This is a genomic window from Agarivorans sp. DSG3-1 (genome assembly GCF_046774965.1).
In the GTDB taxonomy this organism is placed as follows: domain Bacteria; phylum Pseudomonadota; class Gammaproteobacteria; order Enterobacterales; family Celerinatantimonadaceae; genus Agarivorans.
The window spans coordinates 3,290,301-3,311,556 of the sequence record NZ_CP177241.1 but is presented as its reverse complement, the minus strand read 5'-3'; the positions used below and the strand labels follow the sequence as shown (position 1 = coordinate 3,311,556).

Genomic DNA, 21,256 nt, shown 5'->3' with positions numbered 1-21,256 from the left:
CTCTAATTGAAAGATTCAGCAAAAAAGTTATCCATGGCAATAAATGAGCGCGCTGCTGCTTTAGGGTGATATTCCGCTTTCCCGGTCATTGCAGCAGCTGGATTAGTAAAAGAGTGAACTGCACCGCCGTAGGCCACAAACTGCCAATCAACTTTTGCTGCGCTCATTTCTTGCTCAAAATCGGCCACTTGTTTTGCCGGAACAAAAGGGTCTATAGCGCCATGCAGCACTAATACAGGCGAAGTGATGTTGTTAGCGTCTATAGGATTCGGGGTATCTAAGTTACCGTGAAAAGACACCACACCATTGATGGCTTCGCCCGCACGCGCTAATTCAAGCACCGCGCCACCGCCAAAGCAAAAACCGATTGCACCGACTCTATCGGCGTCTGTATTTGCACTGGGCAAATTGGCTTTCATCGCATCTAGCGCAGCCTTAGTTCTAGCACGTAGTAAGGGTCTATCGCTGCGAAGCGCTGTTGCCGCCACTTTTGCTTCATCTGCATTAGAGGGTCTTACATCAGTACCATAGACATCGGCCATCATTACCGCATAGCCCATTTCTGCTATTTTTTTTGCCTTAGTTAACGAGCCTTCGGTGGGGCCCATCCAATTTGGAACCATCAGAATAGCCGGTAGATCCTTCTTCGCATCATCAAATACTAAGGTAGATTCGAAACTTTTATCACCAATAGTATGGGTTACCGTTTGGCTAACCATGGTTGCGTTAGCACTTGAAGCGAGCATGATGCCACCGAGTAGAGTGAGCGTTTTCATTGCATATCCCTGAGTTGTGTAGTTTGCTCTAACAATACGCACAGTGTAGTAGAAAAGTTTTCTGTGGCGGATAAATCAAAAACTTTTGGCGAAAAGCTAAGCAAACTAAGCGTTTATTGCACCGTTCAAGCGACCTCAAACAGATTTGTGTTATGGTTAGCGATATAGCTTTTACTTACAGCGACAAGATTAAAAACAGTTCATGAGCGACAACACTTTTCTGTTCCACGATTACGAAACCTTTGGTATTCATCCGGGCAAAGATCGCCCTTGTCAGTTTGCTGCAATTCGAACAGATTGGGATCTTAATCCTATCGGTAAACCTATCGAATGGTTTTGTCAGCCGCCAAATGACTATGTACCTCACCCTCAAGCGTGTTTAGTAACAGGTATCACCCCACAGTTGGCGCAAAAAAAAGGCCTGGTTGAAAGTGATTTTATTGCGCGTATAAATCAAGAGTTCAGCGTTCCTGGCACCTGTGGTGTTGGCTATAACAGTATTCGCTTTGATGATGAAGTTACGCGTTACACTCTATTTCGTAACTTTTTAGACCCTTATGAGCGTGAATGGAAAAATGGCAATTCGCGCTGGGATTTAATAGACATGGTGCGGGCATGTTATGCGCTTCGACCAGAAGGCATTGAATGGCCAACTAACGATGAAGGCCTAGTGAGCTTTCGCTTAGAGTTGCTAACAGCAGCAAATGGCCTAAGCCATGCCAATGCACACGATGCGGTATCAGACGTGTACGCCACCATCGCTATGGCTAAGTTGATTAAAGACAAACAACCTAAACTATTTAGCTATTTGCTTAACCTTCGTAACAAAAAAGCAGTGGCTCAGCAGTTTGATTTACTTAATAACAAACCACTGGTGCATATATCAGGTATGTTTGGCGCCGCTCAAGGCTGTGCTTCATGGGTATTGCCAGTTGCCTGGCATCCAGTAAATAAAAACGCCATGATAGTGGTCGATTTAAATAAAGATGCCAGTGTATTGCTTGAGTTAAGCGCGGAGCAAATTCACCAACGCCTTTATACTTCACACGCTAATTTGGCCGATGGTGAGCTTCCCATTCCGGTGAAGCTAATTCATACCAACAAGTGCCCAGTGTTAGCCCCCGCCAGTACACTAACACCTGAACGCGCCGAAGAGCTTGGCCTTAATCGCAGCCAGTGCCGTCAAAGCTTAGACTTAATGGTACGAAACAAGCCGCAAATAGAAACAAAACTTAATCAAGTATTCGCCATTGAGCGCGAGTTTGCCGAAGACGACAACCCAGATACCTCTTTATATAAAGGCTTTGTGGGCAATGCAGATAAAAACCTGATGCAGGTATTAAGATCGAGTGATCCGCAGCTAATTACTAAACAGCAGTTTCAGTTTAGTGACCCTCGCTTGAACCGTTTGATTTTACGTTTTAAAGGGCGTAATTACCCCGAATACTTAAGCGAAAACGAATTACAGCAATGGCAAGCCCATCGCCAAGCCACACTGGCCGAGCAAATTGCGGTGGTTTATCCAGAGTTGGAAATGCTAATGAACGAGTATCAAAATGATACTAATAAGATAAATGTGTTAAAAAGTCTGCATAACTATATAGAAAACCTTTAAAACGTGAGCAAAATGCTACTTTATTCCGCCGACTAGGTTATAATTGGCGGCGCATTAGGGATGAACAAGAAAATTCAATGGAAATGGCTCAGAAGGTAAAATTGTCGGTAGCATCAACAGCAAGTATTGCTGTCGCTATGACTTTATGTTTTTCCTCCCCGTGCTTCTCTTCCGACGAACATTTATCCTTACGCCCGTCTTCTTTACTTCGTTTAAGTGCTGAGCAATTTGCTCTATTAGGCGATATTTTCGAAAAGACTTACGAAGATACCGATTTCTCCCCCACTCTCACTAATAGTTATTTCTCTAAATCAGAGCTTTACGACATGGTGGCGGTACCGGTAATTCAAACCCCTTTTAATTCTTTTCGCGTAGAGTTATTTAGTCACATTTACGACCCTAAGTATTCGGTATATAACCAACTTCATGAAGACTCGATTTACCACAGCCTAGGACAACGTCAAATGTCTTATTTGGTAGACAAAACTGATATTGCCGTAGGTTTAGGTTTTGTTGCGCCACTCAATGACAAGGTGTCAATGAAAACCATTGTTTCAAGTCACGACATACCAGGTTACGGCGACAGTAACTTCTCTGTGGGCTTAGAATTTAAGTACTAAACCCACTTTCAGCTGCAACTACGCTTTTCTTTCAAATACCACTGCACTGTTTGGCACTAAAACAATAGTTTGTTTATTACCCTTGCCTTGCACCGTGAAGTCAGCATCTGCCCATAGAACTTGCCACTGCTCACTATCAAGCTCAATCTCTATATGTAAGCTTTGTTGCTCGCTCCAGTTAAACCAGTATTGGCGCACTAACTGCTGTTGTTGATATTGCTTTGCGTGTTGCAAAGAAAAATCGTCAAAACGTGCGGCGTCTGCACTATTTTGCTCTAGTACTGTTAGCACGTCGCGCTGTTGAGCATTTAGCTGATTTAGGCGGTCACCAGAAAATACTAACCCGCTGCTGGCCAACACACTTATACGGTGCCAATTGTAAGCGGCGGCGTTAGTTTGCTGATGTGGAATATTATTTAAAGTCACACAATCTGGGTCGTTATGCCATAAACGTTGGTCTTGCCAATTGCGGAAAAACGTTTCTTTAGCAATTTGCTTAAAGCGGCCAATGTTTCGATCAACATCATCGGCGATACGCATACCGTGAACTAAACCTAACGACGGCCACATTGGCGCATTACAGCCCAAGATATATGCATCACCATTGCACGCTTTATTAATCGTTTCCATACCCATACGATAGGCTTCAATACGTGTTTTATTGGGATCGGCTCGATAACCTTTAGCCAGAGTACCCCAGTAAATGGCATCCAATTTAAAGTAACGCACGCCCCAATGGTGGTACATATGGCTAAATACATCATGTAGGTAACGGTTCACTTCTGGCTGAGTGGTATCTAACACATACCAAGGTGTACAGCGCCAGCCGCCATAAGTAACTTCTTCAGCCGCTAAGGGTTGGCCAAATTGATTTTTTACAAACCACTCTGGGTGTTGTTGGAACAAACGAGATTCAGCTTGGGCAATAAACGGTGCCACCCAAATGGCAGGCTCTTTACCTTTTTCACGAATCCGCTTGCATAGGCTTTCTACCCCGCCACTGAAACGCTCCGAAGGGTATAACCAATCCCCCATAAACTCTTGGTAACCGTCGTCAATTAATAAGTACTCAAGTTGATCATGAGGGCTAATTAATTGCTGTAAATTCTCTTCAATATCAGCGGCGCTAATATCGGCGTAATAGTGATACCAAGAACACCAACCGTTTGGTTTACTCGGCCACTGTAGGCGTGGGTGCTGCTGCTCAATAGCCTCCGCAAATTCTTCAAGCAGTACTTCGCGGCTAGCATTGTGGCCCACAAACAAGCTTTCACTCGTTATATGGTGACGAGCAGCTACAGCTAAGGTATCGGTATCAATACCAATGATCAATCGACCATCAGGGTACACTTTAAAGTAGCCATTAAAACGCTCGCAGGAACTAAAACCTAAAAGGGTATATTGCCCGTCACACTCAATAAGTAACTGATTGTAAGCGGTGAAATGATCGCGGTCTTCACTTAAGCGATACTCACCAGCATCAGGGCAACGACCAATGGCAGTAATGTTCTGGGCGCTACCATAATTTTGCGCCAGCATTTGAAACCCTTCACCATGAAATTGGGCGTTCTCAGGTAATTGTCCTGAAAACAAATCAATTGGACCCAATTGCAAACTATTCGCAGACAAGTTGTCGATTCGTACCACACATTGTTGCTTGTCCCACTGCGGGGTGTATAAGATTTGATGTTGTGGCGAAGGCAGTTGCCACTGGCGAACCAATTGAAGAACAGAGTCTAAGTTAGAAAACACTTATCAACACCTTTAGTTACAATAAATTACACGCTAGTCTCTACCTTAGATATTAGTGATCTATCTTCAGTAAACACGATTGCGGCAGATTATAATCGAAGCCTTAGCAAACTAATCATGACTAAATCATGATTTCTTGCTAGCTTCGACAAAATAAAGGGAACGATAATATGTCTGAAACCACCCCACAAGATCTATCTCTGCTCAATGCGCTAAAAACGGTTGTTAATAGTGAACTAATACCAAGTCGCTTAAATAGCAAACAAACTGCTGCACTTTGCCAAAGGTTAAACTGCACGACAATTGAATTAGCCGAGCGACTATTACCGTTAGCCGCGAGCTTCTCTTTTGCACCCAAGTCTAATTTTAATGTTGGTGCTGTAGCAGTAGATAAACAGCAACAACTGTTTTTAGGCGCTAATTACGAATTAGCCTATGGCCCGCTCACAGGCAGCTTGCACGCCGAACAAAGCGCGATTTTTAATGCCTTAAGCCACCAAGCCAGCGAACTCACTCACTTAGTGATTAACGCTGCGCCCTGTGGTTATTGCCGCCAGTTCATTAATGAATTAGCCAATGCCAATCAGCTAAGTGTTCGCTTTAATCAGCAGAGCTATAATTTTCCAGAGTTGTTACCACAATCCTTTGGTCCTGAAGATTTAGGTGTTACTACTCCGCTAGCCCGTTTAGCGTTAAGCACCGCCTCAAAAGCGCCCGATTTTGCAAAAGCCAGCTACGCGCCCTACACCCAAGTACAAAGTGCGATGTTTGCTTACGCTGGCGACAAAGTGCTCGCTTGGAGCTGTTACCTAGAAAACGTTGCGTTTAACCCTTCTCTCTCGCCGCTTCTCACTTTATTATCACAGCTAACGCTAAATCATCTGAGCTTAGACAAAGTAGAACGTTTCGAATTATGGGAACATAAGGACAATCAATTCAGCTTTAAGCAAGAATTACAGAATTTTGCGGAACATTCTCAAAAACCTATGGTCCACCATAGCTACCCTTCAACGTAGGAGTATTTAAATGTTAGGAACTGCGCTAAGCGTTTCTGGAACGAAAGTGTTATTGCTCGGAGCTGGCGAACTCGGCAAGGAAGTTGCCATTGAATTACAACGTTACGGCGTTGAGATTATCGCGGTAGATCGCTACCCCAATGCTCCTGCAATGCACGTAGCTCACCGCAGTTATGTGATTGATATGCTTGATGGCGAAGCGCTTAAGGCGCTGATATTAAAAGAACAACCGCAGCACATTGTTCCAGAAATTGAAGCCATAGCAACCCAAACTTTAGTTGAGTTGGAGCAGCAAGGCTTTGCTGTTACCCCTAGCGCTCGCGCTACGCAACTCACCATGAACCGCGAAGGTATTCGCCGTTTAGCAGCAGAAACACTAGGCTTGCCGACCTCTGCTTATCAATTTGCCGATAGCTTAAAAGAATGCCAACAGGCCGTTGCCAATGTAGGTTTGCCCTGCGTACTTAAACCGGTAATGAGTTCATCGGGTAAAGGCCAATCGACGCTACGTGATAACAGCCAAATCAACGCCGCTTGGGATTACTCACAGGAAGGCGGCCGTACTGGCGCGGGCCGAATTATCGTAGAAGGCTTTGTTGATTTTGATTACGAAATTACCCTGCTCACCGTTAGTGCAGTAGACGGTATTCATTTTTGTGCACCCATTGGTCATCGCCAAGAAGACGGCGACTACCGTGAGTCATGGCAGCCTCAAGCCATGTCTGAGCAAGCATTAGCTAAATCTCAAGATGTAGCGCGTAAAATTGTCACCGAACTTGGTGGTTATGGTTTATTTGGTGTAGAGCTATTCATTAAAGGTGACGAAGTGTTCTTTAGTGAAGTATCACCGCGGCCCCATGATACCGGTATGGTTACCCTAATTTCTCAGGACTTATCTGAGTTTGCCTTACATGCAAAAGCCATATTGGGTTTACCGATTAAACAAGTTCGCCAGTTTGGCGCCAGCGCCTCTGCTGTCATTATGGGCGACGGTAACTCAGAAAATATTCGCTATAGTGGTTTAGCCGAGGCTTTAGATTTCCCCGACAGCCAATTGCGTTTATTCTCCAAGCCAGATATTAATGGCCAGCGCCGTTTAGGCGTAGCGCTAAATCTTAGCGACAGCATCGAGCAAGCGGTAACTAACGCTAAGCACGTAGCCGCTAAGGTTAAGGTCACTTACTAAGCATGACCTCGGGGTCATTTTCCATAAATGACGATGAATTGGCGCTATTACTGGCGCCAAGTACCACCCCTGTCTCCTCAAAATTACTCAGAATATTGTGGTTTCAGCAAACTGCCATCCCATCTCACTATCCCTTAGAAAATGTAGAAGTCACGCAAATTGACGAATTGCAGTTACAACTGCAGCAGTCTAATGAATTTGATGCCATTGTATTTAACTGCGCTCAGCTTGATAGCAACCAACTCACGTTATTAGCGGGTTTATTAGAAGAACAATCGCAGATTTCGGTATTTTTGGTAGGGCAAATGCCCAATATGGCCTTTAATTTACCGGACTTTACTTACTGCGAAAGCCAACAAGAGTTGATTGAGCAGTTTACCCATTGGTGTAATTCAATTAATGCGCAATATCGTGAGTGGGCAGCGAACAAATCGGTCTACATTTATAGCCCAGTGGCAGACCAAGATTTACAACAGCAGATGAAAAACCTAGGGTTTGGCGAAACCCATACCTGGCAAGCTAAACAAGACAATGTGCAAATGCTATTGCAGCAGGCAAATTTGGTAGTGGTATCGGTATTTGATGATGACCCAGAAATCATCGACGTGATAGAAAGTCTCGCCTCAGTGTTACACCGTCCTGGCTTGTTTTTATTGTTTCAAGAACAATCTACCCTTAAAAACAGCATTACCTTGCTCACTAAACACTATGGTTTAAACCTTTATACGTCTTTGCTTTATAACCAGTTTACGCATCAAGTTGCCTACCTTAGCCGTCAATTTTTCCGGCTTTATCGACATAAACTTAATCAGCTCAGCCATACTACTAAACATAGCCACTACTTAATTCATTGTACCTATGAAAATGAACTAATAGGATATTGGGACTGGCCAGAAACGCAGCGCCAAAGCGACGAAACACTCGAATTTAGTGAACCGGTTAACGCGGTGTATTGGCATCACTTCAAATATGAGCTGTTAAAAAACAACATAGAGCTAACGTGTATTGCCAAGCACTATAGCAACATCATGCTGGCCTTTAGCCCTGAATTTCCCATGGATAATTTGTCGAGCCTGATAAGAATTAAGCAACAACAAGTAAAATTAGCTTGGCAGCCTAACTTAGTAGCTCAACTCAAAAACCACCCTACGGTATTAGATTTAGTAGATGTATTAGTGATTTCACTGGATATGTGGATTTTGCTAAACGTGAATAATGATAACCGCGCTTTTTGGCAAAGCGTAAAACAACGCTGCCAAGATCAGCAAGTGTCGCTGGCGATCCTAGGAGTACAATCTGAATTGATTCAATATTGGCGGGATAAAGGTTTTGACTTGCTGATCCACCGCGATGATGCGGAGTAAGTAGCCCAATACGTTAGGCTACTTCGTAGTATTTTGGGGTTATTTCTAATTCTTTATCAATGATGGTTTTAGCCATTCTGGCACATTTACCACATTGCGACGCAACACCGTGCTTTTCTCGTACATCGGCTAAGCTTTCGCAGCCTTGCTGCACCGCTTCTTTAATTTGCTTGTCGGTAACTCCGTGGCATAAACATACAAACATTGCTGCACCTCACTAATAACAATACAGCAATTATATTGCGAACCATTATCATTCGCAATATCTTTTTCAGTTTATACTGGATTATCTATATCAATAAAGCTGACATCAAGACCATGCTCTGCAGCCAACCACTCACCTAATGCTTGTGCGCCGTAGCGCTCGGTAGCATGGTGACCCGCCGCAAAGTAGTCAATGCCCATCTCTCTGGCGGTATGTACGGTATTTTCCGATATCTCACCGCTAATAAAGGCATCTAAGCCCTGCTCTGCGGCCAATGTTAAATATGATTGACCACCACCAGTACAAATACCGACTTTCTGAATACTTTTCTGATTGGAGATGTGTAAAGGCTTACGCTGTAATACTTGTTCAATACGCTCAGCAAAAGCTTCACCTGAGACAGGTTCGGCGAGCTTGCCTACCATTGCCACACTGCGTGGATCCCACGGCTCTAAACCGCGTTTTAAAGTAATCCCCAAACGCTTGGCTAACTGTGCGTTATTGCCTAGTTCGGGATGAACATCTAATGGGAGGTGATAAGCATAAAGGTTGATATCGTGATTTAACAACGCTTGTAGACGACGGCGCTTCATACCGGTAACGACTGCAGCTTCGTTTTTCCAGAAAAAACCATGATGAACCAATATAGCATCGGCGTTTACTTCAATAGCTTGGTCAATTAAGGCTTGGCAGGCAGTAACACCTGTAACCACTCGCTTAACCTGCTCACGGCCTTCTACTTGCAGACCATTAGGGCAATAGTCTTTAAACTTAACGCTTTCTAAATGCTGGTTTAATATGTTTTCTAATCGGGTATTTTTCATTACATTAACTCACAATGGTTTGGCACATTGTAAGTAGCAGACCCGATCAGAAACAAGCTTTAGCTGGTAGGCTTTACTTAAAACAATACAAACTGGCTGTTTTGCTCTGCTTGTTGCATCCAGCTTGGACGATCGTTACGTTTGATCCACTGGCGATGTAACGCGCTGTAAAATGGCGCTCTAACACCAGCCATTGCTACAAAAGGGAAAGACACGAGGCCAACTAGAAATAACGCGATACGACGAACGATGATAATGCTGGTAGAAAATTGCTTACTCATTTCGAACACCTCGACTGGTTTGACCACTAAATAGTAGCCAACATTTAGTAATAAAACTACAAAAACCGTGGAAAACGTCGAAATAAAAAGCTATTGCTTTAAAAAGATGTAAAAAAATAACAAAGGAGTAACATTTTTGGATAGGCAGAGTTTCATTGAGGATTTACGTTGGTGTTTACACGCCCCTGCTCTGCTAGGTATTCACCCGCTTCCTTTTACCGTAGATAAGGGTTGGCAGAAAAGCTGGCAACAAGCAGTAGAGCAGCATTTAGCATTAGCCGAGCAAGTTGATGTTAATCCTCGCTTAGGTTTGTACTTTGAGCAACTGTGGCGCAGTTTAATTGCGCTTCACCCCGATTGGCAATTATTGGCCGACAATGTAGCAGTGCAACAAGATGGTCGCACTCAAGGAGCTATCGATTTTCTATTGCTTAATCATTCGCAGCAACAGATAGAACATTGGGAACTGGCGGTAAAGTTTTACCTAGCTACTCAATCACCTCCGCAGAGTGAACATTATTTAGGGCCCAACCAGCAGGATCGGCTCAACAGTAAGCTCAGTAAACTATTGCTAAAGCAGGTGCCGCTTGGCCGTCATCCGCAGATTCAAAAACTGCGCAGCCCCTACACTAATTACACATTTAAACAACGAATCTTATTACCGGGTTATTTATTTAAACTTGCTGATCCTAATCACACTCAACCACAAGATCTTCATTGGTATGACCTTCAGCACTGGCAACACATGCAGCAAAGCCAGTGGAAGCGTTTAACTAAGCAGCAATGGTTAAATCCAGCGGCTTATCATCTCAGCGAATGTGAACAAGACTTAGACCTCAGTAAAGGACCAGTACAGTTGTATCTACCTAAAAATGGCCAACAATCTGCTAAACGAATATTCATTTGCCCTAACGATTGGCTCGTTAGGGCAAATGCTAAGCAACATAGCCGGTAAATTTAGCGCTTTCGCTCTTCAGAGGAATATTCACGCATCATGCCTTCTACGGTTTCTACCATCTGGGTACTGCCGCAGAAAAACGGAATACGCTGATGAAGCTCGCTAGGTACAATATCCATAATCCGATCAAAGCCATCACTGGCTTTACCACCTGCCTGCTCAATCAAAAAAGCCATTGGGTTACATTCATATAATAAGCGTAACTTACCCTCTGGTGCCGAAGCCGTAGAAGGATATATATAAATCCCGCCTTTTAATAAATTACGGTGAAAATCAGAGACCAACGAGCCAATATAGCGCGAGGTATATGGGCGCTTAGTGTCCGGTTCTATTTCTTGGCAGTACTTAAGGTATTTTTTCACGCCCGTTGGAAACTTAAGATAGTTACCTTCGTTAATCGAATAAATCACACCATCTTCTGGAATGGACATATTCTCGTGAGATAAATAAAACACCCCTAGCGATGGGTCGCAAGTAAAACCGTGAACCCCATGACCCGTGGTATATACCAACATGGTTGAGGAGCCGTATACCACATAACCTGCTGCCACTTGCTGGTTACCCGGCTGTAAAAAATCTTCTAATACTGCAGGCGTACCACAGGGACTGATACGCTTATAGATAGAAAAAATAGTGCCTACTGATACATTTACATCAATATTCGACGAACCATCTAAAGGATCCATCAATACGACGTATTTACTGTCTATGGAGCGCGAGCTATCAAAACTCACAAACTCATCTTCTTCTTCAGAGGCTACACCACATACCTCACCACGGGCTTCTAAGGCCGCTTTAAATTTCTCGTTCGCATACAAATCTAGCTTTTGTTGTACCTCTCCTTGAACGTTTTCAATGCCCGTGGCACCAATAATATCAACCAGGCCGGCTTTGTTGATTTCACGGTTAACGACTTTAGAAGCTAAACGAATAGCCCCCAACAGCTGGGTTAGCTCCCCTGTTGCATCGGGAAACTGGTGTTGTTTTTCTATTATGTATTCACCAAGAGTTATCATTTTTATCCCTATTTATTAGCACGCTTCCTAATGAAAACCTTTTCAGTCCTCAATGTTATTTTGCAAGTATTTACGAAAAATTACTAGCGCCGAGGACTAATTGTCATACATATAGTTGAAAAAAATATTTGCAAATTCTTTGAACAGGTAATACTGTATATCCATACACTGTATATAAACACAGTTAAACTTCGACATTGACTTAGAGCATGGAGCGAACAATGGCACAACAAATTGAACAACTGCTACAAAGCAACAAGGTATGGCAAGGCAGCCAATGGCAACACAGTCATCTTGACGTTCATTCAAGTGGCTTTGAACAGCTTGACCAACAGCTACCTAACCATGGCTGGTCACAAGGCGGTATTACCGAGGTGCTTTATCAGCAACACGGTATTGGCGAATTACAGTTGCTGCTTCCTGCTCTGGCAAAATTGAGCCAACAATCTCGCTGGATCATTTGGGTAGCACCGCCATTTATGCCTAACGCGCCTGCCCTACAACAACATGGCGTAGACATAAGCAAAGTCATTGTTATTCGCCCAGAGCAATGTTGCGATATAACGTGGACCATTGAGCAAGCCTTAAAAAGTGGCTCATGCAGTGCGGTATTAGGTTGGGTAGATGGCTTAGATTTAAAAGCCAGTCGCCGTTTACAACTGGCTGCAGAACAAGGCGACAGCCTAAGTTATTTATTTAGACCGCTACAGCAACAACAGCAAAGCTCTAGCGCCAGTGTACGAATGGCCCTACACCCTAGTAAGGCGCCTAACCAAATTAACTACCACCTGCTAAAACGCCGTGGTGGCGCGCCGCTCTACGAGCAAAGCATGCCACGACTTAATTAAGCCGGTGCTAATGATGCAAGCAACACATGTACTGGATTTACCTTGATTTTCCTCAGCTCGCGCTGGACTTACTACAGCGCGAGCACCCCGCTGAGCACGCCTTGGCGATTCATCACAACAAACAGATCATTCAACTTAACCAAGTCGCTTATCAGCTAGGTGTATATTTAGGTAGCTCTCTGAACACAGCCTACCAACTAGCGCCACAATTACATTTGTACCAACAAGCAGATTTATCGTGCGAGGCCTATTTCGACAGTTTGGCTCAACAAGCTTTACAGTATTGTGCTCAAGTGGCTTTACATGAAGAGCAAGGTTTATACATTAGCGGGGCTGGCATGCTGAGTATTTACCAGCAACCAGAAAAGCACCTAAAACAACTAGCAGAGCATTATCAGCGCCAGCAAGTTAGTTTTCGCATCGCTTACGCAGAAACAGCCATAGCCGCGCGTTGGTTAGTGCGCTCGCAAGATATAAAGCACCCTGAAACAGGTACCAAGCATTTGCCCGACCTCGCTTTAAGTTATAGCGATCTTCCTAGTGCCCAAGTCACTAGCTTGCAGGCTATGGGTTTATATACCATCAAACAACTTAGCAACCTGCCGCGTCCCGAATTGCGTAAACGCCTTGGTGAAGAGAGCTTAGGTGCTCTAGACCAAGCGCTGGGGTTGCAAAATACGCCGTTTACATTTATTCAAACAAAGGCCTGCTATCAACAACGTTTCCCCTTATTAAGTGAAACTCACACTATTCAAGGTTTAAGCTTTCCCCTCAAGCAAGCCTGCCAGCATTTACAGCAGTGGTTAAGGCAGCGCCAGTTAAGCAGTAACACCTTACTGCTTACTTTATCTTTTCGCGATAAACCCAGTGAGCAAGTAAGCCTTAAAAGCGCTCGCTTATTACAAACCAGCCAAGATTGGTTAGCCCTATTTAGGCTAAAACTAGACACGCTACGCCTGCCTGCGGCGGTGCTTGAGTTTTCCCTATATTGTCAGGCGCTTTATCCATTAGGTAGTGAGGTGAGTAGCCTATTTGAACAGCAGCAATCCAGCGATGACAACTTATTGTTTGATCAGCTCAGCGTACGTTTAGGCGAGCACACCATCAGCCGCTTAAGTTGCCAAGCCGATTATCGCCCCGAGCGTGCCAGCCAGTATTTACCTCTGCAACAGCAAGACACGCTTAGCTACCCGAGCCTATTTCCTCGGCCCTGCTGGCTATTGCCTCAGTTAAAACCTATTAATATTCGGCACTTCACTTTGCTTTCGCCACCAGAGCGTATCGCCAGTGGTTGGTGGGACGAACAAAGCATTAATCGAGATTACTATATGGCGCAATGCCCGCAGCAAGGCATAGCGTGGATTTGCCAAGAAAATAAACAGTGGTTTTTACATGGCTGGTTTGCCTAATGAGTACTCTCCCTTTTGCCGAACTTAACGCACAAAGTAACTTCAGTTTTTTGTATGGCGCGTCTCACCCAGAAGAAATGGTGGAACAAGCTGAACGCTATGGCTACCAAGCCATCGCAATTACCGATGATTGCTCGTTAAGTGGTGTCGTTCGAGCTCATCAAGCGGCCGAGCAACTCAATATTAACTTGATCATTGGCAGCCAATTCACTACCGATGAGCAATGCCAATTAGTGGTATTGGCTAAAAACCTTAATGCTTATCAGCAACTTTGCCGATTTATTACTCAGGCCAGAAAACATAGTAAAAAAGGCAGCTATCAACTAAGTTTGGCGCAGTTTGATCAAGGCTTAGATCAGTGTTTGGTGCTGGTAAAAGCCAATAAAAATCTGCAAGCCACTCAACTTAGTCAACTTAAACAGCAGCTGAAGCAGCCTATTTATTTACTACTGCATAACGATTTATCGCAACCTGTTAGCCTGCTCGATAACTTTCGCCAGCTTGCTAAACAACAACAAATAGATTGCGTAGCGTCTATCAATCCCCGCATGCACCTTGCTAATAGAAAAAAACTAGCCGATATACTCGATGCCATTCGCCAACACAGCACGGTACAGCAGGCAGGTTTTTTACTTAGCAGCAATGCCGAGCGGCGTTTATTACAGTGGTCGCATTTACAACAGCGCTATTTGGCCGAAGAGCTAACACGCAGTGCAACACTGGCAGCACAGTGCAGCTTTGGCCTAAACGAAATACGCTACCAATACCCCAAAGACAATGTCCCTAAAGGCTACAGCGCCCAGCAATATTTGCGTCAACTAGTAGAAGCAGGCATTAAGCAACGTTTTGAAGATAACCTATCGACAGAGTTACGCACACAAATAGAACATGAGCTGGCGTTAATTAGTGAGCTACATTACGAGCACTACTTTCTCACTATCTACGACATTGTGGCGTATGCAAGGCACCAAAAAATACTCTGCCAAGGGCGCGGTTCGGCTGCTAACTCGGTGGTCTGTTACTGCTTAAACATAACCGAAGTTAACCCCCAGCAAGTGGGTTTATTGTTTGAGCGTTTTATTTCAAAAGAACGCGATGAGCCACCTGATATTGATGTTGATTTTGAGCATCAACGCCGCGAAGAAGTCATTCAATATATCTACAACAAATATGGCCGTGACCGTGCAGCGTTGGCAGCCAGTATTGTCACCTATCGCACTCGCAGTGCAATTAACGAAATAGGTAAAGCCTTGGCGATCCCCGCGCACATTTTACATGGGCTAAACCACAATATTGATTGGCGCGATGGCAACAGCAATACGGTGAATAAGATCGTGCAGGCGGGTTTGTTACCCGAAAATAATGCCCGCAGCTTTGCAGAGTTAGTATCGCAATTACGTGGTTTTCCTCGGCACTTATCGCAGCATGTTGGCGGCTTTGTGATTGCGCAGGATAAGCTCTGCGATTTAGTGCCGATAGAAAATGCCGCCATGCCTGACCGAACCATAATTCAATGGGATAAAGACGACTTAGAAGCACTGCATTTAATGAAAGTAGATGTGCTCGCCCTTGGCATGTTAAGTGCTATTCGCCGCTGTTTAGCCAGTTTAAGCCAGCGAGAACAACGCACCATTAGCCTTAGCGATATTCCTCAAGATGATAAGGCCACCTACGACATGCTCTGCCAAGGTGACAGTGTAGGAATTTTTCAGGTGGAATCGCGGGCGCAAATGAGCATGCTACCGCGGCTAAAACCGCGTAACTATTATGACCTAGTCATTGAAGTGGCCATTGTTCGCCCAGGCCCCATTCAAGGAGACATGGTGCATCCCTATCTACGCAGGCGTAATGGTGAAGAAACTGTAGACTACCCTAGCCCCGAAGTAGAGTCGGTATTAGCCAGAACCCTAGGCGTGCCTATTTTTCAAGAACAAGTGATTAAACTCGCGATGGTGGCCGCAGGGTTTAGTGGCGGCGAAGCCGATCAGTTACGCCGCGCAATGGCCAGCTGGAAACGTAACGGCAAACTGGCTTACTTTAAAGACAAACTGATTAACGGTATGCAAGCACGTGGCTACCCTGCAGATTTTGCCGAGCGCGTGTTTTCACAAATTCAAGGCTTTGGCGAATATGGTTTTCCAGAATCGCATTCCGCCAGCTTTGCATTATTGGTGTATATATCGTCTTGGTTAAAATGTCATGAGCCCGCCGCGTTTTGCTGTGCCTTACTCAATAGCCAACCCATGGGTTTTTATAGCCCTAGCCAGCTAATTCAAGATATTCAGCGCCATGGCGTAACCATTCTACCTATCGATATAAACCAAAGTGATTGGGAGCATAGCCTTGATTACAGTCAACATGCTAAAGGGGCGATTAGGCTGGGTTTAAAACAAATTAAGGGCTTAAATAAAGGCAAATTTGCTCATCTATTAGCAAACCGCCCTAGCCAAGGGTTTAGCCACTTAAATCAACTCACCCAACAGTTAGATAAAACCAGCCTAGAGTCTTTAGCTACCGCCGATGCTTTTGCTTGCCTAGCGGGTCATCGCCATCAAACTCGCTGGCAAATGAGTGGCACAGAAGCGCCACTGCCATTATTTGATATGCCCAATGAAGCCGAGGTAAACCTCACAGCCCCTAGCGAAATTGAAGATATTAAACAAGATTACCTCGCTACACGCTTGAGTTTACGGCGCCACCCCATGCATTTATTGCGCGAACATCAAGCACTAAAAAATTGTTACTCGCAAACGCAATTACATCAGTGTAAGCACGGTCAGTTGGTTAAGGTGGCAGGTTTAGTCGTGGGTCGACAACGACCTGGTTCTTCGGCAGATGTCACCTTCGTTACCTTAGAAGATGAAACAGGCAACAGCAATGTGATAGTCTGGTCAGCAACCGCTAAAGCGCAGCGCCAAGCCCTTATCTCATCTCGTTTACTTAAGGTTCATGGTCGTTTAGAGCGCTGCGATGAGGTAATACACATTATTGCAGGGAAGCTAGAAGACTGTTCGTGGTTATTAGCCGATCTTTCAGTGCGTTCACGCGATTTTCACTGAACTAAGCAACGACAATGTACAGTTAAGCAGCAAGTAAATAGGACAACAATGTTAGACCGCTACGCCATAAAAATCATAAAGACGCCATTAGATTTAAGCGCACAAATCCTCGACAAAGCAGGCCTTAGTGCTAATCAAGTCACCATTATTGGCTTTTTTATTGGCTTAAGTGCCATTCCATTTTTAGCCTTTCAACAATATCAAATAGCTCTGTTATTGATAATCCTCAATCGGATCTTTGATGGCTTAGACGGCGCATTGGCAAGACGACAAGGCTGTAGCGATTTTGGCGGATATTTAGATATTGTCTGTGACTTTATTTTCTACTCCGGCATTGTATTGGGATTCGCCCTCGCCGCGCCAGAGCAAAATGCCATCGCAGCCAATGTGCTTATTTGGACATTTATGGGCACCGGGTCTAGCTTTTTAACCTTTGCCATTATGGCCGCTAAACGCGACATAGATAATACCGTGTACCCGCATAAGTCGTTGTACTATCTGGGAGGGTTAACTGAGGGAACCGAAACCATTGCCACCTTTGTATTGTTTTGTTTGTTTCCGCAGTACTTTGCCGTTTTGGCGTTTACCTTTGCAGCATTGTGCAGCATTACCACTGTCACTCGAATATTGGCGGCCAAAGCTACTTTTATCGACGCCAGCCCCAAAGAGTGCGACTAACAAAGCGTTTTTAGAACCTAAAAAAACCGGTAATACCGCGTATTACCGGTGGCTAATAAAGCTATGAATAAGCACCAAAGTGGCAACAGGCAGTGATTACCACTCACCAGATACTTATCGGTTTATGTAAACTTAACTCTCGGCTAAGCAGTTATAAGCATTCATGCTCATACCTGCAGCAAAACCACCGTCTACACCAATAGTTTGGCCATTAACAAAGACGCAATCAGGCGCAGATAAAAAATGAATGATAGCCGCAACTTCTTCTGGTTCTGCGATTCGGCCAAGCGGCACAGCTTTTTGCTCCATACGCAGTTGCGGCTCTCCGCCTCCGACAAATGGTATTAACCCGAATGTTTTGCTCACCAAGCTCTAAGGCGGCAGTTCTAGTTATACCCAACACTGCCCACTTAGAGCTAACATAGGGAGCTAAATATGGCACCCCTTGCATACCTGCGGCTGAGGCGACATTCACAATGCTACCGCCTGTTGGCATATGAGGAGTCGCATGTTTAATTCCAAACACCACCCCATGGTATTAACCTTAAAGTTGAAGTCGAAATCTTCTTGCTCTGACTCCAATAGCGTGTTGTAACCACGATTTACACCAGCACAGTTAACCAAAATATCGATTTTCCATAGAGATCATGGGCGACTGCCATTAGGTTTTTAACCGACGTTTCATCAGAGACGTCGATTTTAACAAAACTTCCGCCTAAGCGCTCGGCAAACTCTTGAGCATTTTTACGACCCGCAACTACAACAGTAGCGCCTGCATTAGCTAAGCGCTCAGCAGTGGCAGCACCAATGCCAGACGTACCGCCAGTAATTACCGCTACCTTTTCATTTAAATTAAAAAAGTGATTCATTGCTTACCCCTACTCTGTTTGTGCAGCCACTTGCTGCTCTGGAATGACGCTAAGTTAACGCTTACGGCGCGAGTAACAGAGTTACAAACCGGAGGGACAAGGTAAGTTACCTAGAAAATCACCAAGCAGTGACTTGCTCAATGCATTTAAAAGACTAAAAACGAATTAAACAGCCAAAGGCGCTAAGTAAATGATTTAAATAGAACATCGAAGATTCAGAAGCAGTAAAAACAAAATAATTAAAATAAACGTGAACATAAACACAAAAACAAACGTTCTATTTAAGTGTAATCAATAAGAGGAAAGAACAATGAATAAAATACTAATCGCATTAAGTTTATTTATGGGAATGTTTTATTCTAGCCTAGGTATGGCCAGCGGCTCTTGCTGTAATAAGCATTACTCTACCATTAGCATGTGGGAAAAAACTGAGGACATGCAGCGCAACATGTACACAGCGCCGTCGATAAAACAGTATTCGACAGTAGATAGCTACATCAAGGTAAACGATTTAACTAGACCTAAGAACGTATCATACAGCCGTCGTATATATACATCGCATTAAAATAGAAAGCGACAGCCATAGGCTGCCGCTTTTATTTATTCAACGGTTAACTTAGTAAGAATAACCATTGTGGGTATTACTCAAAGAATAAAAAGTTGCTTGAACATAGTCTGAGCCATTACCACTTTTATTTTGGTTATAAACCCCAGCTTTAAAATACATATATTGACTAGAGATATCGTAACCGCTATTACTCATATCAACCACTTGAACAACATCACTCTTACCAGGGCGACGAATAGTTACCGTTAAGGTATTAGCAACCACTTTAATCTGATATGAAAAACGCTCATTCAATTTAATACCGTCTGCAGGGTCATTGGCACTATTGTCTCGGCTACCAATCATCTCGTAGTATTGTTCACTGCCACTGCGTGGCTCATGAGCAATGTAGATTGAACCACGTACATTGTCTTTTAACTTACGGAAGTAAATACGCACTGGTTCGTCATCATTTGCATGGATCTGACCAATAATCACTCGGCCTACTTGACCACTATCACCACTGGTTGTTACATGGTTTACTGCCAAGGTTGCGTCTAATACCCCGTTTACCCCACCCGCTGCATTTTGAGCCGACGAAGGAGCGCTTGAGAATACCCAATTGTTTTTGCCAACCCCTTTCGTGCTATGGCTGGTATCGCCACGACGCAACATTTCACGTAATTCAGAGCGAGTGTAAGAGGTGCTCGAGGATGTTTTAGCACCACTAATCGGCGCTTTAAATACCATGCCTCCGTCTGTCGTTGTATAGAAAAACTCGCTGCTTTGATAACCGCTTGATAAGGCTTGCTCTTTAATCGTATCGGCTTTACCGTCACCGTTATCATCTACTGGAACACTTAAGGTCCAATCTAACAAATCAAAGTTACCCGATGGGGGTAAAGACGGATTAAGGTTAGGATCAACCGGTGCAGGATCTACTGGGTCTACGGGATCTGGGTCAACCGGATCGACAGGGTCAACGGGAGCACTTCCATCAATACAGCCAAATACTTTCGCTTCAATAATGCTATTCCAGTTATTGGCAGAATTCCCTTGCCCGGTAACTCTTACATAACGAGCGTCACTGTCGCTAATATCAAAACTTTCATAACCGCTTTCAATACCACTCGACATCGCACCCGTTAATACCGGTGTCCAATTACTGTTATCACTAGAGGTAGCCACATCGAAGTAACTCGAACGCTGGTCGCCTTTTAAAAACACCACATCCATACTCGTCACATTGGCGTTAGCTTGTAAATCAAACACTATCTGTTTGCCAATTCCTTGAGATGACCAACGAGACTCAGTGCCTAGGTTGCCGTCTATAGCGTTTTCTGGGCCATGACCATCATTACTGCCATTATCACTGGCAGACGCAATAGTAAGGTTAGCTGGCGAAGAGCATGAACCAGCACTGACAGGGGGAGTAACAGAGCTAGGTTCAGAACTGCTGCTCAAAGAGAAATCATCAAAACGGCCTTCAGCGCCATTGTATTCTGCGAATACCGTCACTTGGTTAGCAGAGCCAGCACTGGCGGTTACGCTCACTTCCGTCCAATCACTGCTAGCACTAATTTTCTTAGTATATTCTTGCGAACCAAAACGCAAACCAATAGTGCCAGAGCCTTTAACAAAGGCCGTTAGCGTATAGGAAGTATTAGCCGCAATGTTAAGCGTTTGCTCTACACTTCCACCACTGCCGTTAATTTTTACTGATTTACTGCCGGTTTGAGCAACACCAGACAAAGAAGAAGGATCGGTATCTGTCCAGCCATCAAATTGGCTGCTACTTTCAAATCCGGGGTTAGTAAGAGAAATTGTTTCTGCTAGCAATACAGGAGATTGCAACAATACTAAGGCACCTAGCCCAGCAGTGATGTGATTTCGCGTCAGTTTCATTATTATATGTCCTATGTATATGCGCCCACTAAAGGCTGTCCATTTCGTGCCCTCGCTCTCGTCGTTGGCATCGCTTACACATCCATGCGCTAACAGGCTAGCCGCTATACCACATTGCGGTAATTTCCTATTCACTACTGCTTAGAAATGTTAAACAAACCTTAACAATAAATCATACAATACCACCTTTGTGATGATCACATTTCTGACCACCGAGCTAATTCTCTGCCAAAAACTTGAGGCAGCTCACTAAGCCTGGTTAATTAACTTCAATTACATAAGTGCAATAAAATCAGTAAATTAAACGAAGAATAGTGATTTAATGTAA

20 protein-coding genes and 1 pseudogene are annotated in these 21,256 nt (G+C 44.2%); 11 read left to right on the top strand and 10 right to left on the bottom strand.

The genetic code is table 11. The features are described from left to right. Nucleotides 1-2: 2 nt before the first annotated feature. Complete coding sequence (locus tag ACLD71_RS15380) at nucleotides 3-776, bottom strand: dienelactone hydrolase family protein (protein ID WP_411991248.1); 774 nt, start codon at nucleotides 774-776, stop codon at nucleotides 3-5. 202 nt (nucleotides 777-978) lie between these two features. On the opposite strand from ACLD71_RS15380, the gene sbcB reads away from it, so the two are divergent. Further along, a complete protein-coding gene (sbcB, locus tag ACLD71_RS15375; RefSeq protein ID WP_411991247.1) occupies nucleotides 979-2,391 on the top strand; it encodes an exodeoxyribonuclease I in 1,413 nt (470 codons plus the stop codon). 77 nt (nucleotides 2,392-2,468) lie between these two features. Further along, entirely contained in the window at nucleotides 2,469-3,011 is a 543-nt protein-coding gene (locus ACLD71_RS15370) for a hypothetical protein (RefSeq protein ID WP_137672955.1), read from the top strand. A gap of 18 nt (nucleotides 3,012-3,029) precedes the next feature. Here the strand turns inward: ACLD71_RS15370 and ACLD71_RS15365 are convergent, their stop codons facing one another. Further along, entirely contained in the window at nucleotides 3,030-4,763 is a 1,734-nt protein-coding gene (locus tag ACLD71_RS15365) for a glycoside hydrolase family 36 protein (protein ID WP_411991246.1), read from the bottom strand. Between the two features lie 170 nt (nucleotides 4,764-4,933). On the opposite strand from ACLD71_RS15365, the gene cdd reads away from it, so the two are divergent. The 3 genes from cdd to ACLD71_RS15350 are packed head-to-tail and all read left to right on the top strand — an operon-like array spanning nucleotide 4,934 to nucleotide 8,329. Then, nucleotides 4,934-5,779 carry a cytidine deaminase gene (gene cdd / locus ACLD71_RS15360; RefSeq protein ID WP_411991245.1) on the top strand — a complete coding sequence of 282 codons (846 nt, stop codon included), beginning with the start codon at nucleotides 4,934-4,936 and terminating at the stop codon, nucleotides 5,777-5,779. Between the two features lie 10 nt (nucleotides 5,780-5,789). Further along, complete coding sequence (purT, locus tag ACLD71_RS15355) at nucleotides 5,790-6,965, top strand: formate-dependent phosphoribosylglycinamide formyltransferase (protein WP_137672958.1); 1,176 nt, start codon at nucleotides 5,790-5,792, stop codon at nucleotides 6,963-6,965. A 2-nt stretch (nucleotides 6,966-6,967) separates the two neighbouring features. Further along, complete coding sequence (locus ACLD71_RS15350; RefSeq protein ID WP_137672959.1) at nucleotides 6,968-8,329, top strand: hypothetical protein; 1,362 nt, start codon at nucleotides 6,968-6,970, stop codon at nucleotides 8,327-8,329. Between the two features lie 13 nt (nucleotides 8,330-8,342). Here the strand turns inward: ACLD71_RS15350 and ACLD71_RS15345 are convergent, their stop codons facing one another. The 3 genes from ACLD71_RS15345 to ACLD71_RS15335 form a co-directional block, all read right to left on the bottom strand. Then, nucleotides 8,343-8,534 (bottom strand): bacterioferritin-associated ferredoxin, encoded by a 192-nt coding sequence (locus tag ACLD71_RS15345; RefSeq protein ID WP_137672960.1) that lies wholly within the window; start codon nucleotides 8,532-8,534, stop codon nucleotides 8,343-8,345. 71 nt (nucleotides 8,535-8,605) lie between these two features. Further along, nucleotides 8,606-9,358 carry a Nif3-like dinuclear metal center hexameric protein gene (locus ACLD71_RS15340; RefSeq protein ID WP_411991244.1) on the bottom strand — a complete coding sequence of 251 codons (753 nt, stop codon included), beginning with the start codon at nucleotides 9,356-9,358 and terminating at the stop codon, nucleotides 8,606-8,608. A gap of 77 nt (nucleotides 9,359-9,435) precedes the next feature. Beyond that, a complete protein-coding gene (locus ACLD71_RS15335; RefSeq protein ID WP_137672962.1) occupies nucleotides 9,436-9,639 on the bottom strand; it encodes a DUF2517 family protein in 204 nt (67 codons plus the stop codon). Between the two features lie 136 nt (nucleotides 9,640-9,775). On the opposite strand from ACLD71_RS15335, the gene ACLD71_RS15330 reads away from it, so the two are divergent. After that, the gene (locus tag ACLD71_RS15330; protein WP_411991243.1) at nucleotides 9,776-10,594 is read left to right on the top strand and encodes a DUF1853 family protein; all 819 of its coding nucleotides are present in this window, start codon (nucleotides 9,776-9,778) and stop codon (nucleotides 10,592-10,594) included. Between the two features lie 2 nt (nucleotides 10,595-10,596). On the opposite strand, the gene fbp is transcribed toward ACLD71_RS15330, so the two are convergent. Further along, the gene (gene fbp / locus ACLD71_RS15325; protein WP_137672964.1) at nucleotides 10,597-11,613 is read right to left on the bottom strand and encodes a class 1 fructose-bisphosphatase; all 1,017 of its coding nucleotides are present in this window, start codon (nucleotides 11,611-11,613) and stop codon (nucleotides 10,597-10,599) included. Between the two features lie 221 nt (nucleotides 11,614-11,834). On the opposite strand from fbp, the gene imuA reads away from it, so the two are divergent. Genes imuA through ACLD71_RS15305 form a run of 4 tightly spaced genes read left to right on the top strand, consistent with a single transcriptional unit; the run spans nucleotide 11,835 to nucleotide 17,607 of the window. Then, nucleotides 11,835-12,461, top strand: a complete 627-nt coding sequence (gene imuA / locus ACLD71_RS15320) for a translesion DNA synthesis-associated protein ImuA (protein ID WP_411991242.1) — start codon at nucleotides 11,835-11,837, stop codon at nucleotides 12,459-12,461. Nucleotides 12,462-12,487: 26 nt separating this feature from the next. Further along, complete coding sequence (locus tag ACLD71_RS15315) at nucleotides 12,488-13,870, top strand: Y-family DNA polymerase (RefSeq protein ID WP_411991241.1); 1,383 nt, start codon at nucleotides 12,488-12,490, stop codon at nucleotides 13,868-13,870. Next, nucleotides 13,870-16,929, top strand: coding sequence for an error-prone DNA polymerase (locus ACLD71_RS15310; protein ID WP_411991240.1), 3,060 nt, complete (start codon nucleotides 13,870-13,872; stop codon nucleotides 16,927-16,929). Before ACLD71_RS15315 ends, ACLD71_RS15310 begins: the two co-directional genes overlap by 1 nt. Nucleotides 16,930-16,977: 48 nt before the next feature. Then, nucleotides 16,978-17,607, top strand: a complete 630-nt coding sequence (locus ACLD71_RS15305; protein ID WP_137672968.1) for a CDP-alcohol phosphatidyltransferase family protein — start codon at nucleotides 16,978-16,980, stop codon at nucleotides 17,605-17,607. 132 nt (nucleotides 17,608-17,739) lie between these two features. On the opposite strand, the gene ACLD71_RS15300 is transcribed toward ACLD71_RS15305, so the two are convergent. The 3 genes and pseudogenes from ACLD71_RS15300 to ACLD71_RS15290 form a co-directional block, all read right to left on the bottom strand. Continuing rightward, nucleotides 17,740-17,973 (bottom strand): SDR family oxidoreductase, encoded by a 234-nt coding sequence (locus ACLD71_RS15300; RefSeq protein WP_411991239.1) that lies wholly within the window; start codon nucleotides 17,971-17,973, stop codon nucleotides 17,740-17,742. Nucleotides 17,974-18,001: 28 nt separating this feature from the next. Then, nucleotides 18,002-18,103, bottom strand: a pseudogene (locus tag ACLD71_RS15295) (SDR family NAD(P)-dependent oxidoreductase); the annotation flags it as partial. Between the two features lie 106 nt (nucleotides 18,104-18,209). Further along, on the bottom strand, nucleotides 18,210-18,476 hold the full coding sequence (locus ACLD71_RS15290) for an SDR family NAD(P)-dependent oxidoreductase (protein WP_411991238.1): 267 nt from the start codon (nucleotides 18,474-18,476) through the stop codon (nucleotides 18,210-18,212). Nucleotides 18,477-18,786: 310 nt separating this feature from the next. On the opposite strand from ACLD71_RS15290, the gene ACLD71_RS15285 reads away from it, so the two are divergent. Next, entirely contained in the window at nucleotides 18,787-19,041 is a 255-nt protein-coding gene (locus ACLD71_RS15285) for a hypothetical protein (RefSeq protein ID WP_411991237.1), read from the top strand. Nucleotides 19,042-19,092: 51 nt separating this feature from the next. Here ACLD71_RS15285 and ACLD71_RS15280 read toward each other — a convergent pair whose 3' ends face one another. Next, nucleotides 19,093-20,928 (bottom strand): polysaccharide lyase family 7 protein, encoded by a 1,836-nt coding sequence (locus ACLD71_RS15280; protein ID WP_411991236.1) that lies wholly within the window; start codon nucleotides 20,926-20,928, stop codon nucleotides 19,093-19,095. Between the last annotated feature and the right edge of the window lie 328 nt (nucleotides 20,929-21,256).